This is a genomic window from Actinomycetospora straminea (genome assembly GCF_028737255.1).
GTDB lineage: Bacteria > Actinomycetota > Actinomycetes > Mycobacteriales > Pseudonocardiaceae > Actinomycetospora > Actinomycetospora straminea.
The window spans coordinates 72,962-86,874 of the sequence record NZ_JAQZAN010000006.1 but is presented as its reverse complement, the minus strand read 5'-3'; the positions used below and the strand labels follow the sequence as shown (position 1 = coordinate 86,874).

The 13,913-nt window shown below is 76.5% G+C and carries 12 protein-coding genes; all 12 read left to right on the top strand.

All coding sequences use genetic code 11. The features are described from left to right. Positions 1–21 precede the first annotated feature (21 nt). The 12 genes from murG to PH190_RS10575 all read left to right on the top strand — a co-directional run bounded on the left by murG (position 22) and on the right by PH190_RS10575 (position 13,912). Positions 22–1,146, top strand: a complete 1,125-nt coding sequence (gene murG / locus PH190_RS10630) for an undecaprenyldiphospho-muramoylpentapeptide beta-N-acetylglucosaminyltransferase (RefSeq protein WP_274231477.1) — start codon at positions 22–24, stop codon at positions 1,144–1,146. A gap of 104 nt (positions 1,147–1,250) precedes the next feature. Continuing rightward, positions 1,251–2,663 (top strand): UDP-N-acetylmuramate--L-alanine ligase, encoded by a 1,413-nt coding sequence (gene murC, locus PH190_RS10625; RefSeq protein ID WP_420791630.1) that lies wholly within the window; start codon positions 1,251–1,253, stop codon positions 2,661–2,663. After that, a complete protein-coding gene (locus tag PH190_RS10620) occupies positions 2,660–3,541 on the top strand; it encodes an FtsQ-type POTRA domain-containing protein (protein WP_274231475.1) in 882 nt (293 codons plus the stop codon). Before murC ends, PH190_RS10620 begins: the two co-directional genes overlap by 4 nt. Before the next feature lie 230 nt (positions 3,542–3,771). Further along, positions 3,772–5,148 (top strand): cell division protein FtsZ, encoded by a 1,377-nt coding sequence (ftsZ, locus tag PH190_RS10615; protein ID WP_274231474.1) that lies wholly within the window; start codon positions 3,772–3,774, stop codon positions 5,146–5,148. A gap of 4 nt (positions 5,149–5,152) precedes the next feature. Beyond that, positions 5,153–5,917, top strand: a complete 765-nt coding sequence (gene pgeF, locus PH190_RS10610; protein ID WP_274231473.1) for a peptidoglycan editing factor PgeF — start codon at positions 5,153–5,155, stop codon at positions 5,915–5,917. Further along, entirely contained in the window at positions 5,914–6,678 is a 765-nt protein-coding gene (locus tag PH190_RS10605; protein WP_420791624.1) for a YggS family pyridoxal phosphate-dependent enzyme, read from the top strand. Before pgeF ends, PH190_RS10605 begins: the two co-directional genes overlap by 4 nt. A 443-nt stretch (positions 6,679–7,121) precedes the next feature. Beyond that, positions 7,122–7,712 (top strand): cell division protein SepF, encoded by a 591-nt coding sequence (locus tag PH190_RS30770; RefSeq protein WP_420791628.1) that lies wholly within the window; start codon positions 7,122–7,124, stop codon positions 7,710–7,712. Between the two features lie 494 nt (positions 7,713–8,206). Beyond that, on the top strand, positions 8,207–9,145 hold the full coding sequence (wag31, locus tag PH190_RS10595; protein WP_274231472.1) for a DivIVA-like cell division protein Wag31: 939 nt from the start codon (positions 8,207–8,209) through the stop codon (positions 9,143–9,145). Positions 9,146–9,210: 65 nt separating this feature from the next. After that, positions 9,211–10,719: a hypothetical protein gene (locus PH190_RS10590; protein ID WP_274231471.1), complete on the top strand. Its 1,509-nt coding sequence runs from the start codon at positions 9,211–9,213 to the stop codon at positions 10,717–10,719. 126 nt (positions 10,720–10,845) lie between these two features. Further along, positions 10,846–12,420 carry a potassium/proton antiporter gene (locus tag PH190_RS10585; RefSeq protein WP_274231470.1) on the top strand — a complete coding sequence of 525 codons (1,575 nt, stop codon included), beginning with the start codon at positions 10,846–10,848 and terminating at the stop codon, positions 12,418–12,420. Continuing rightward, positions 12,417–12,986: a signal peptidase II gene (lspA, locus tag PH190_RS10580; protein ID WP_274231469.1), complete on the top strand. Its 570-nt coding sequence runs from the start codon at positions 12,417–12,419 to the stop codon at positions 12,984–12,986. The genes PH190_RS10585 and lspA overlap by 4 nt, the downstream gene beginning before the upstream one ends. Beyond that, entirely contained in the window at positions 12,983–13,912 is a 930-nt protein-coding gene (locus tag PH190_RS10575) for an RluA family pseudouridine synthase (RefSeq protein ID WP_274231468.1), read from the top strand. Before lspA ends, PH190_RS10575 begins: the two co-directional genes overlap by 4 nt. Position 13,913: the final 1 nt, after the last annotated feature.

Sequence of the window (13,913 nt, the reverse complement as noted above, 5' to 3'; positions counted from 1 at the left end):
CCGGACCCGGACGATGGGCGGATGGACCACCCGCTCTCCGTCGTCGTCGCCGGCGGTGGCAGCGCCGGGCACGTCGAGCCCGCCCTCGCCACCGCCGACGCCGTGCGCCGCCTGCGCCCCGACGCCCTGGTGACCGCGCTCGGCACGGAGAAGGGCCTCGACACGCGCCTGATCCCCGCGCGCGGCTACCCGCTCGAGCTCATCCCGCCGGTGCCGCTGCCCCGCAAGCCGGGCGCCGACCTCGCGCGCCTGCCCTACCGCGTCGTCCGCTCGGTGCGCCGCACGCGGCAGGTGCTGCGCGAGGTCGGCGCCGACGTCGTCGTCGGGTTCGGCGGCTACGTCGCGCTGCCCGCCTACCTCGCGGCGGCCTCGATGCGCCTGCCGATCGTCGTGCACGAGGCGAACGCGCGGGCGGGGATCGCGAACAAGGTCGGGGCGCGGTTCGCGCGCGAGGTCGTCGCCGCCGTACCGGGCAGCGGGCTCGCCGGCGCGCGCGTCATCGGCATCCCGCTGCGCCGCGCCATCGCCGACCTCGACCGCGCCGGGCTGCGCGCGCAGGCCCGCGAGCACTTCGGGCTGGACCCGCAGGCGCCGGTGCTGCTCGTGTTCGGCGGCTCGCAGGGGGCCCGCTCGCTGAACGAGGCGGTGTCCGCCGCGGTGCCCACGCTCACCGCGGCCGGGGTGTGGGTGCTCCACGCGCACGGCCCGACGCACGAGCCCACCGTCGAGGCGCCCGGCTACGTCCCCGTGCCCTACCTCGAGCGGATGGACCTCGCCTACGCCGCCGCGGACGTCGCCCTGTGCCGGGCCGGCGCGATGACGGTGGCGGAGGTGTCGACGGTCGGCCTGCCCGCGATCTACGTGCCGCTCCCGCACGGCAACGGCGAGCAGGCGCTCAACGCGCGACCCGTCGTCGACGCCGGCGGCGGGGTGCTGGTGCCGGACGCGGAGCTGACCGGGGAGAAGGTCGCGTCGCTGGTCACGGGCCTCGCGACGGACCCCGACCGGCTCGCCGAGACCGCGGCGGCAGCCCGGCGTTCGGGGCACGCGGGGGCGGACGAGACACTGGCGCGGACGGTGCTGGAGGTGGCGGCCCCCGGAGGACGGGCGGGTCGTCGCGCGACCGCGAGCGGGAGGCGGGCATGACCGAGCAGGTGGAGCAGGAGCAGCACGTCGCGGCGGACTCCGTCGTGCCGCCCTTGCCCCGCCTGCTCTCGCGGGTGCACTTCATCGGGGCGGGCGGCGCCGCGATGAGCGGCATCGCGCGCATCCTGCTCGCGCGCGGGGCGATGGTGTCGGGGTCCGACGCCAAGGACTCCCGGGCGGTGCTGGCGCTGCGCACCCTCGGCGCCGAGGTGACCGTCGGCCACGACGCGCACAACCTCGACCTGCTGCCCGGCGGCCCGACGGCGCTGGTGACGACGAAGGCCGTGCACCAGGCCGACCCGGACAACCCCGAGCTCCTCGAGGCCGCGGCGCGCGGCATCCCGGTACTGCACCGGTCCTCGGTGCTCGCCGAGCTCATGGCCGACCACCGCGCGGCCTGCGTCTCGGGCAGCGCCGGCAAGACGTCGACCACCTCGATGCTCGTCGTGGCGCTGCAGGCGTGCGGCGAGGACCCGTCGTTCATGATCGGCGGCGACCTGCTGGCCTCCGGCTCGAGCGCCCACCACGGGCTGGGCGACGTCTTCGTCGCCGAGGCCGACGAGAGCGACGGCTCGTTCCTCGCCTACTCGCCGGCCGTCGCGATCGTCACCAACGTCGAGCCCGACCACCTCGACCACCACGGCACCGCCGAGGCCTACATGGCCGTCTTCGACGCCTTCGCCGCGCGCGTCGAGCCGGGCGGCGCGCTGGTGGTGTGCGCCGACGACCCGGGCGCCGCCTCGCTGGGCGACCGCGCCGGGCAGGGCGGGGTCCGGGTGCGCCGCTACGGCCGCGCCGCCACCGGGCGCGAGGACCTCCACGTGCTCGACTACCGCGCCGAGGGCTCGGCCGGGGTGCTGCGGTTCGCGCTCGCCGGGCAGGAGCACGAGCTGCGCCTCGGCGTCCCCGGCGAGCACCAGGCCCTCAACGCCTGCGCCGCCCTGCTCGCGGGCCTCGACCTCGGCGCGCCGCTCGACGGCCTGCTCGCCGGCCTCGCCGGGTTCGACGGGGTGCGCCGGCGCTTCGAGTACCGCGGCACGGCAGCCGGGGTGCGGGTGTACGACGACTACGCCCACGCGCCCACCAAGGTCGCCGCGCAGCTGCGGGCCGCGCGCCCGGTGCTGGGGGAGAGCGGACGGCTCGTCGTCGCCTTCCAGCCGCACCTCTACTCGCGCACCCGGGACTTCGCCGCGGAGTTCGGGGCCGCGCTCTCACTCGCCGACGAGGTCGTGGTGCTCGACGTGTACGGCGCCCGCGAGCAGCCCGAGCCCGGCGTCAACGGCGAGCTCATCGCCCGCCAGCTGACGCTGCCGCCCGAGCAGGTGCACTACGAGCCGTCCTGGGGCCAGGTGCCGGCGCTGCTCGCCGACCTCGCCCGCCCCGGCGACCTCGTCGTGACCATGGGGGCCGGCGACATCACCGTCCTCGGCCCCGAGGTGCTCAGCGAGCTCGAGCGCCGGGTGGCCCAGGCCGCGGCCTCCGAGCAGCCCGACAGCCCGGGAGCCGGGTCACGGTGAGCGGCTCCGCCCGACCCACCGGACGTCCCGGCCGCACCGGCCGGGCGAGCCGGTCGGGGCGGGCGGGACGGGCTGGTCGCACGGCGTCGGGCGCCCGCGCCGAACGCCGCACCGGGGCCGCCGGAGCGCGCCCGGAGGGCCCGGCCGCCGGTTCGCCGGGACGGACCCGCCGGCCGCGGACGCCGGTCGCCGCGACGGCCCGGCGCCGCCGCGGGGTGTGGGCGGGCGTGGCCGCGGGCCTGCTGGTGGTCGCGGCGCTGGTGTGGCTGACGGTCTTCTCGCCGCTGCTCGACGTCCGCGAGGTACAGGTCGTCGGCGCCGCGGACGACCAGGTCGAGGCCGTGCGCACCGCCGCGGCCGTGGCTCCCGGCACCTCGCTGCTCTGGCTCGACGGCGACGACGTCGCCCAGCGCGTGCGCATCCTGCCCCGCACGGCGTCGGTGGACGTGTCCCGCGACTGGCCCGGCACCCTCGTCGTCACCGTCGCCGAGCGCGAGCCGGTGCTCGCCACGCCGGCCCCGGGCGGCGGGGTCGTGCTCGTCGACGCCACGGGCTTCGGCTACCGCACGATGTCCGAGCGCCCGGAGGGCGTCCCGGCGCTGGTGCTCCCGCCCGGGATCCTGCCCTCGCCCGACGAGCCGGGCACCCGCGCCGCCGCCGACGTCGTCGTCGCCCTGCCCGTGTCGCTGCGCACCGACCTCGTCGAGGTACGGGCCACGGGGCCCTACGACGTCGGGTTCGTGCTCACCGGGGGCCGCGAGGTCCGCTGGGGCGCCGACGCGGACAACGAGCGCAAGGCCGCGGTGCTGGGCGCCCTGCTCACCCGCCCCGGCACGGTCTACGACGTCTCCACCCCGGACCTCGCCGTCGTCCGCTGACCCTCGAGCGCTGGTCGAGACTTCGCGCCTGGGTGACGACCACCCGGCGAACGGGTGTCCCGAGGTCGGGACACGCCCGGCGCGCCTCGTGGAAATGCGCTGCTCCGCCTGCCTACCGTGCGCACGTCGCCGAGAAGCCCTCACCGTAAACCTCCACTCGAGGTCGAGGGTTGCGACACGCCGGACCCGGACGAGGACCGTCGCCAGACCCAGCACGAAAGGCGGATCGCATGACGCCCCCGCACAACTACCTGGCCGTGATCAAGGTGGTCGGCATCGGTGGTGGCGGCGTCAACGCCGTCAACCGCATGATCGAGGTCGGCCTCAAGGGCGTCGAGTTCATCGCGGTGAACACCGACGCGCAGGCGCTCCTCATGTCCGACGCCGACGTCAAGCTCGACGTCGGCCGCGAGCTCACCCGCGGGCTGGGCGCGGGCGCGGCGCCCGACGTCGGCCGCCGCGCCGCCGAGGACCACCGCGAGGAGATCGAGGAGGTCCTCAAGGGGGCCGACATGGTCTTCGTGACCGCCGGCGAGGGCGGCGGCACCGGCACCGGCGGCGCGCCCGTCGTGGCGAGCATCGCCCGCAAGCTGGGCGCGCTGACGATCGGCGTCGTCACCCGCCCCTTCAACTTCGAGGGCAAGCGCCGCGCGACGCAGGCCGAGAACGGCATCACCGAGCTGCGCAACGAGTGCGACACGCTCATCGTCATCCCCAACGACCGGCTCCTGCAGCTCGGCGACGTGGGCCTCTCGCTCATGGACGCCTTCCGCAGCGCGGACGAGGTCCTGCTCTCCGGTGTCCAGGGCATCACCGACCTGATCACCACGCCGGGTCTGATCAACCTCGACTTCGCCGACGTCAAGAGCGTCATGTCCGGGGCGGGCAGCGCCCTCATGGGCATCGGCTCCTCCCGCGGCGAGAACCGCTCGGTGGAGGCGGCCGGCAAGGCCATCAACTCCCCGCTGCTCGAGGCCAGCATGGACGGCGCGTACGGCGTGCTGCTCTCGATCGCCGGCGGCTCCGACCTCGGCCTGTTCGAGATCAACGAGGCGGCGTCACTGGTCCAGGAGGCCGCGCACCCCGAGGCGAACATCATCTTCGGGACGGTCATCGACGACTCGCTCGGCGACGAGGTGCGCGTCACCGTCATCGCCGCGGGCTTCGACTCCGGCACGCCGACCCACAAGAAGCTCGAGCCCCAGGCGCTCGGCTCCGCCTCGGCGAGCTCGACGGTGTCCGCCCAGGCCGGCCAGGTCCAACGACCCGGCGCCAACGGCGCGGGCCACGGCAGCGGGCACGGCGCCGGGCACGGCGCCGGTCACGGCAACGGCGCGGCCAACGTCGGCGGCCCCACCCCGGCCGTGTCCGCGGCGCCGACCATCCCGGCCGCCCCGGCCGTCGACCGCAGCGCGGTGGAGCGACCGGCCGCGAGCACGCCCGCCGCCGCCCCGACGAGCGCCGCGCCGGCCGCGCCGGCCACCCCCGCCGCCCCGGAGGCACCGAGCACCGGGACCGCGGCGTCGTCGACCCCCGCCCCGGAGGCGCCGGCCGCCCGCAGCACCGACGAGGACGAGGTCGACGTCCCGTCGTTCATGAGACGCTGAGGACGTGGCTGCCCCTTCCGGCTCCCGGTCCTCCGCCGCGCCCGACGCGGGCCCCTCGGTCCGCGTCCGGCGCGTCCTGACCACCCGGGCCGGGGGCCGGTCGGCGCCGCCCTACGACCGGTTCAACCTCGGCGACCACGTCGGCGACGACCCGGCCGCCGTGGCCGCGAACCGCCGGCGCCTGGGCGAGGGGATCGGCCTCGGGCCGGAGCGCGTGGTGTGGATGCACCAGGTGCACGGCACCGACGTCGTCACCGTCACCGCCCCGGGCGGGGAGACGCCCACCGCCGACGCGCTGGTCACCGACCGGCCGCGCCTGGCGCTCGCCGTCGTCGTCGCCGACTGCGTGCCGGTCCTGCTCGCCGACCCGGCGGCCGGTGTCGTCGCCGCCGCGCACGCCGGCCGGCGCGGCGCCGAGGCCGGGATCCTCGAGCGCACGCTCGAGGCGATGGCCGCGCTCGGCGCCGAGACCCCGCGGGTCGAGGTGCTCCTCGGCCCGGCGATCTGCGGGCAGGACTACGAGGTGCCGGCCGCCATGCGCGACGAGGTCGAGGCCGTCCTGCCCGGCAGCGCGGCGACCACGCGCATCGGCACGCCGTCGCTGGACCTGCGGGCGGGCCTGCGCCGGCGCCTCGACGACCTGGGCATCACGCGCGTGGACGTCGACGCGCGCTGCACCTTCGAGGACGACCAGCTCTTCAGCCATCGCCGCGCCCAGCCGACGGGACGCCTCGCGGGCGTGACGTGGTGGGAGTACGCGCGGCCGTGACGGTCCCGTCCTCGTCCTCGGACCTGCCCTCGGCACCGTCGTCGGACCCCGGCACCCGCCGGGCAGAGCTCGAGGACGCGCTCGCCGCCGTGCGGGCGCGGGTGGCCGACGCCGCGCGCGCCGCCGGGCGCGACCCCGGCGAGGTCGGCCTCCTCGCGGTCACCAAGACCTGGCCGGCGCAGGACGTCGCCCTGCTCACCGACCTCGGCCTCACGGCGTTCGGGGAGAACAAGGAGCAGGAGGGGGCGGCGAAGGCCGCCGAGCTCGCCGAGCTGCGCCCCGAAGCGGCGCCGCGCTGGCACATCGTCGGGCGCCTGCAGCGCAACAAGGCGCGCAGCCTCGTGCGGTGGGCCCACGCGGTGGACTCCGTCGACTCCGCGCGCCTCGTCGACGCGCTGGAGTCCGCCGCGGCGAAGGCCCTGGACGCGGGGGAGCGGGAGGGACCGCTCGAGGTGCTGGTCCAGGTCAGCGTCGACGCCGACCCCACCCGCGGCGGCGCACCCGTGGCGGAGGTCCCCGAGCTCGCCGACCGGGTCGCCGGCTGCGCGCACCTGCACCTCGGCGGCCTCATGACCGTCGCCCCGCAGGACGTGGCGCCGGAGGAGGCGTTCGCCACGGTGTCGGATCTCGCGGCGCGGGTACGCGCGGCGCACCCGCACGCGACCGCACTGTCGGCGGGGATGTCCGGGGATCTCGAGGCCGCCGTGGCACACGGGTCGACCTGCGTGCGTGTCGGAACGGCGTTGCTCGGCCGTCGGTAGCTAGCGTTCCGTGTGAGTGAACGACACGGATGTGACTCACGGGCCGGATGGTGCGGGGTCTCGTCGGACAGGGAGAGGCCATGACCACTCTGCACCGGGTGAAGGCGTACTTCGGCATGGTCCCGGCCGACGAGCTGGACGACTACGACGGCTACGACGACGACCGCTACGACGCGCGGGACCGCCGGCCGGCCGAGCGCCACTCCGGCGACCGCCACCGCTACGGCACCGATCGCTACGACGACCGGTACGACGACCGCTACGACAGCCGCGGCGACGGCTACGACGGCGGGTGGTACGGACGCGGGCGCACCGACGACCGGGCGGACCGCGCCGAGCGCGACGACCGCTACGACCGGTTCGACCGCGCCGATCGTGGCGACCGCTACGAGGACTCCCGCGAGCGCCGCACGCCCCGCCCGCGCGACCCCGAGCACACCGAGGTGCGCCGCGAGGACGACGCCGCCACCGAGTCGGTGCCGCGCGCCGGCCGCGGGCGCAGCTGGGCCGCGAACACCGGCCCGAGCCACACCTCGGTGCGCCCGACGACCCACCGCACGCCGCCGTCGCTCTCCTCGCCGTCGTCCGCTGCGTCGACGGCGGGGGCGGGCTCGACGGGCAACGCGGTCGGGACGTCGTCCGCCACGCCGCCGACCCCGCTCGCGGCGGCCCCGGCGCCGCCGGCGAGCACGGCCCCGACGGCCTCGGTGCGGGCGGCGGCGAAGCCCGAGCCGGAGCCCGACCCGCAGAGCGGGCCGACCGAGATCACGTCGCTGCAGCCGAAGAGCTACAACGAGGCGCGCGTGATCGGCGAGCGCTACCGCGACGGCATTCCGGTGATCATGAACTTGACCGAGATGGACGACGCCGCCGCCAAGCGGCTCGTCGACTTCGCCGCGGGCCTCGCGTTCGCCCTGCGCGGGTCGATCGAGAAGGTCACCAACCGCGTGTTCCTGCTCTCACCGCCGAACGTCGAGGTCTCGGCCGCGGACCGCCGGAAGCTGGCCGAGTCGAACTACGCCACGACCTCCTGACGCCACGACCTCCTGACGCCAGGGCCTCCTGACGCCGCGCCCGCGGCGGACACGGCCACGGGGGTGACGACCGTGGGCGTGGTGGCGATCAGTGAGTACGGTGCCGACATCCGCGTGTCCCGGCCCGCCACGCGGCCGATCGGGCGACGCAGCGTGTGGGGCGCCGGATGGCCCGTCCCGTGCGCCGAGCGTGCCCCTGTGGTGACGGAGAGCCCGGCCGACCCGCCCAGCCCTCCTGTCACCGCACGTAGAGGGACACGAACCGTCACGACCCGACCGGCGGATCGCCGCTCGACCCGGGAATCGGTAGGTCTGTGGGTTCCCGACCGGCCTCTCGTGGCTCTGCGTCACCATTTGGGCGGCGAGGGCAGCGCGTCACTGGACCCGTCCATTATGGTTCTGTCGCTCGCGGAGGTCATACTCTGCGGGTGGCGGAGCTCGAAGAGCCCGAGGTACCTGGGGTTCCGCAGCCGAGGAGTGCTTGAGGAGATCCGATGCCGCTGACCCCCGCCGACGTCCACAACGTCGCGTTCAGCAAGCCGCCGATCGGTAAGAGGGGCTACAACGAGGACGAGGTCGACGCATTCCTCGACCTGGTCGAGGCCGAGCTCGGCCGTCTGCTCGAGGAGAACAACGACCTCCGCGAGCAGGTCGAGCAGCTCGAGCAGCAGCTCTCGTCCGCCCACGCCGATCTGGACGACGCACGCAGCAAGGCGAGTGCCGCCCCGAGCAGCTCCGGGCCGGCGACGCAGGTCTCGGCCCCGCCGCCGAGCCGTCCCGTCGAGGACGCGCCGCGCACGGTGCAGCAGCCCATGCCGCCGCAGCAGCCCCAGCAGCCGCCGATGGCCCCGACGCAGCAGGCCGTCGTGCCGCCGCCGTTCGGGATGTCGGAGCAGCAGGGCGGTGGCGCCGCCGCCGGTGGGGGCGACCACCACGTGCAGGCCGCGAAGGTCCTCGGCCTGGCCCAGGAGATGGCCGACCGGCTGACCGCCGAGGCCAAGTCCGAGGCCGACGGGATGCTCGCCGACGCGCGCACCAAGTCCGAGCAGCTCCTCTCCGAGGCGCGCACCAAGTCGGACAGCATGGTCAACGAGGCCCGCACCCGGGCCGAGACCATGCTCAACGACGCGCGCACCCGTGCCGAGACGCTCGAGCGGCAGGCGCGCGACAAGGCGTCGACGCTCGAGCGCGACGCCCAGCGCAAGCACAACGAGACGATCAGCCTCATCGAGCAGCAGAAGGGCGGGCTCGAGAAGAAGATCGACGAGCTGCGCACCTTCGAGCGTGAGTACCGCACCCGCCTGAAGACCTACCTCGAGTCGCAGCTGCGCGACCTCGACGGCCGGGGCTCCGCAGCACCCGACAACGGGCGCAACGGCAGCGGCGGGTACGCGACCAGCGGCTACGGCTCGCGAGCCGAAGCCGGCAGCTGACGGCCGCCGCCGGCCCGCGCGCCACGAGGCGCGCGGGCTCGTGGCCCTGAGTCGGGGGTCCGATCGTGCTGCTCCTCGTCCTGCTCTGCGTGCTGGTGGCCTTCGGGCTCCTCGTGGTCGCGGTGGTCACCTCGGTGGCCACCTGGGCCTGGGGCTCGGTCGTCGCCAGCGTGCTGGCGGCCGCGCTCCTCATCGCCGACGTCGTCCGCCGACGTCGGCGCGAGCGCGACGGCCGCCGTTCCTCCGCCACGTCGGCCGCACCCGCGGCACCGGCCGCGTCGACCTCGTCGCCCTCCGGGTTCGCCCCGGGCGTGCACTCCTCGGGCCCGGGACAGGGCTCCTCGGAGGCGGCGGCGCCGACGGCGGTCGGTCCGGGTTCCGGTCCGGTGGCCGCGGGCGGGCAGGGCGGACCGGGCGGACCGGGGGGACAAGGCCCGGGGCCGCAGAGCGGCCCGCAGTACGCCGGCGCCCCGGCCGGCCCGCAGGGTCCGGGTCAGCAGGGTCCCGGTCAGCGCGATCAGGACGGCGCGGCGAGCGGCCCGCAGGACCGGGCCGGCCCTCCCGGTGCCTCCGCCCCGGGCGGCTCCGCCGAGCGCGACGGGCGTGAACGACCGGGTGGCGAGCGCTCCGGCGCCGCCGCGGCCGGACTCGCCGGTGCCGCGGGCGCCGCGGGCGCTGCCGGAGCCGTCGCGGCGGGCGGCTCCGGCTCGTCGGGACCCGGAGCGTCGGGACCCGGCTCCTCGGGACCCGGTGGACGACCCGGTGGGGCGGGCCAGCAGGGTCAGGGCCGACCTGGTCAGGCGGGTCCGCAGGGTCCGGCCGGACGCCCCGGCCCCTCGGCCCGCTGGGCCACCACGAACGCCCGCCCGGGCGCCGAGCCGTCCCGCGTGCCGGGCGCCCCGTCCGGCGCGCGCGTGCTCGGCATGCTGCCCATGCCCGGGACGCCGGCCGAGGCCCGCCTCGATGGGGCGTCGGCCGCCACCGCGGCTCCCGGCGCCCCGACCGGCGCGCCCGCGGGCCGCGCGGGCGGGGGCGACGACGCGGCGACCACGCGCATCGACATGAACGACATCTCCCGGGCGCGCCAGGCCCCGCCCGACGGGGGAGCGCCCGGTGCGGCCGCGGCGGCCGGTGCCGGCGCCAACGGCGCCCCGAGCCGCCCGCCGGCCGGTCAGACGCCGGGTCAGAGCGGTCAGGGTCCCGGCCAGGGCGGCCAGCCGCCGATGGGTCAGGGCCCAGGAGCACCGGGTGGGCCTGCCGGGCAGGGTGGCCCCGGCGGACGTCCCCCGGGTGGCCCGCCGCCCGGGGCGGCCCCCCCGCCCCCGCCGCCGGCCGCGCAGCCGGAGGAGGAGGTCGTCGACGACGCCGCCCGCCGGGCGGTGGCGGGCATCGACGAGGAGGTCCTCGTCATCGACGAGGAGCCGCTGTTCCACCTCGGCCGGTGCAGCTACCTCTACGGCCGCGAGGTCATCCCACTGCCCGCGTCCGAGGCGGTCGAGCTCGGGTTCACGGGATGCTCGTGGTGCACGCCGGTCGCGTCGCTCACCGGCGTGAGCGCCGACAGCCGCCGCTGACCCCCACCGGGACACGGAGATCACCGCCGCCGCGGTGAACCGCCTCACCGACCGGAGATCCGGGCCGGTCCGGGCCCTGCCTGCTCGCTACTGTCGTCCCCTCCGCGAGAGGAGGGTGGACGAGGCGTGGACCAACTGCCCCTCCTGCTCGGGATCGGCGCGGGCGTGGTGCTCGTGTCCGTGCTCGCGGTGCGGGTCTCCACGCGCGTCGGGCTGCCCTCGCTGCTGATCTACCTCGCGATCGGGGTGGCGCTCGGCGAGTCGGGGCTGGGCATCAGCTTCGACGACGCCGCGCTCACGCAGGCCCTCGGGGTCGCGGCGCTCGTGCTCATCCTCGCCGACGGCGGCCTGTCCACCCGCTGGACGACGGTGCGCCCGGCCCTCGGGCTGGGGCTCGCGCTCTCGACGGTCGCCGTCGCGGTCAGCATCGGCGTCACCGGCCTCGCGCTGTGGGCGCTGCTCGGGCTCGACCTGCGGATCGCGTTCCTGTGGGGCGCGGTGCTGTCGTCCACCGACGCCGCCGCGGTCTTCAGCGTCCTGCGCAACCTCGGCCTGCCCGGGCGGCTCACCGGTGCCCTCGAGCTCGAGTCCGGGCTCAACGACGCGCCCGTCTTCCTGGCCGTCGTCATCCTGTCCTCGACGGCGGCACTGAGCTGGCTCGACCCGCTGCTCGTCGTCTACGAGCTGGTCCTGGGCGGGCTGCTCGGCGGCGCGCTCGGGCGGCTCGGCGCCCTCGGCCTGCGCCGCGCGGCCCTGCCCGCCACCGGGCTCTACCCGCTCGCCACGCTCGCGGTCTGCATCCTCGCCTTCGCCTCGGCGCAGCTGCTGCACGCGTCCGGGCTGCTCGCGACCTACGTGGCCGCGCTCGTCCTCGGCAACTCCACGCTGCCCCACCGCGAGGGCTCCCGGTCGTTCGCCGAGGGCCTGGGCTGGCTCGCCCAGATCGGGCTGTTCGTGCTCCTCGGGCTCTACGTCTCGCCCGGGCGGCTCGTCGACGCCGTGGTGCCGGCGCTCATCGCCGGTGCGGTGCTCGTGGTCGCGGCGCGGCCGCTGTCGGTGGCGGCCGCGTCGATCGGCTTCCGGGTGCCCTGGCGCGAGCAGGCCTTCCTGTCGTGGGCGGGCCTGCGCGGTGCGGTGCCCATCGTGCTCGCCCTCATCCCGCTCACCGAGGGCGTGCCCGGCGCCCAGCCGCTCGTCGACGCCGTGTTCGTGCTGGTGGTCGTGCTCGTCCTCGTCCAGGGCACGACGCTGCCGCTGGTCGCCCGGTGGCTCGGGCTCGCCGGCGACTCGCGGGTCGAGGAGATCGAGGTCGACGCCGCGCCCCTGGACACCCTGCGCGCCGACCTCCTGCAGATGACCGTGCCCGTCGGCTCGCGGCTGCACGGCGTCTACGTCCGCGAGCTGCGGCTGCCCGAGGGCTCCGGGCTGAGCCTCGTCGTCCGGGACGGCGCGAGCTTCACCCCGCAAGGCGCGAGCCGCCTCCAGGAGGGCGACCAGCTGCTCGTCGTCACCACCGAGACCGCCCGCGACGCCGCCGAGCAGCGCCTGCGCTCGGTCGACCGGTCCGGCCGCCTGGCCCGCTGGCGCGGGGACACCGGGGGCACGCCGGACCTGCGCGGCGGGCGTGACGACGGCGGTACGCGGGGCCGGCGCGCCACCCCGCCGGGCGGCGGGACGGGTCCTGGGACGATGGACCGGTGAGCAGCGCACCCACCGAGCCGGACAGCGCGCCCGAGGCGCCGGGGGAACAGCCCCCGAAGCGGATCGGGATGCTGGTGGCGATCACGGCGGCGATCGTCGTCCTCGACCTCGTCACCAAGGTCCTCATGGTGTCGTGGCTGGCCGACGGCGAGCGGGTGCCGCTGGTGGGCGACCTCGTCTCGTTCACGCTCGTCCGCAACCCGGGCGCGGCGTTCTCGCTGGCCACGGGCTTGACGTGGGTGCTGACGCTGGTGGCGCTCGCGGTGGTCGTCGGCATCGTGCGGTTCGCGCGGCGGCTGCGCTCGCGGGGGTGGGCGCTCGCGCTCGGGCTGGTGCTCGGCGGCGCCCTGGGCAACCTCGTGGACCGCTTCTTCCGCGGCCCCGGCCCGCTGCAGGGCCACGTCGTCGACTTCGTCTCGGTCGGCTGGTTCCCGGTGTTCAACGTGGCCGACTCGGCCATCACGGTCGGCGGCGTGACGCTCGTGCTGCTGGCGCTGCTCGGGCGCGACCTCGACGGCACCCGGGCCGGGGCGGGCGACCCGGGGGACACGGGGGAGCGGGCATGAGCCTGCGCACGCTGCCCGTCCCCGACGGCCTGGACGGCATGCGCCTCGACGCCGGTCTCGCCCGCATGCTCGGGTTGTCGCGCACGGTGGTCGCCGAGCTCGCCGCCGACGGCGCGGTGCGCGTCGACGGATCGGTGGTGGGCAAGTCCGAGCGGCTCGTGGCCGGCGCCTGGCTCGAGGTCGAGCTGCCCGAGCCCGCCGAGGCGACGCCGGTGGTCACCGCGGAGGCCGTCGAGGGCCTGGTCGTGCTGCACGAGGACGCCGAGATCGTCGTCGTCGACAAGCCCGTCGGCGTCGCCGTGCACCCGAGCCCCGGCTGGACCGGCCCGACCGTCGTCGCGGGGCTCGCCGCGCTCGGCATCCGCATCGCCACCAGCGGCGCCGCCGAGCGCCAGGGCGTCGTGCACCGCCTCGACGCCGGCACCACCGGGGTGATGGTGGTGGCGAAGTCCGAGCGGGCCTACTCGGTGCTCAAGGAGGCCTTCCGCGAGCGCACGGTGTCGAAGGTCTACCTCGCGACGGTGCAGGGCCACCCGGACCCGAGCGAGGGCACCATCGACGCGCCCATCGACCGGCACCCGAAGCACGACTGGAAGTTCGCGGTGATGCGCGACGGGCGGCCCAGCGTGACCCACTACCGCACGCTCGAGGCGTTCCGGGCCGCCTCGCTGCTCGAGGTCGAGCTGGAGACCGGGCGGACCCACCAGATCCGCGTGCACTTCGCCGCCGTGCGCCACCCGTGCGTCGGCGACATCACCTACGGCGCCGACCCGGTGCTCGCGCGCACGCTGGACCTGACGCGGCAGTGGCTGCACGCCCACCGCCTCGGCTTCCACCACCCCGCCGACGGCCGGTGGGTGGAGTTCACCAGCGAGCCCCCGCCCGACCTCGCCCGCGCCCTCGACACGCTCCGGGCGGCGAGCTGAG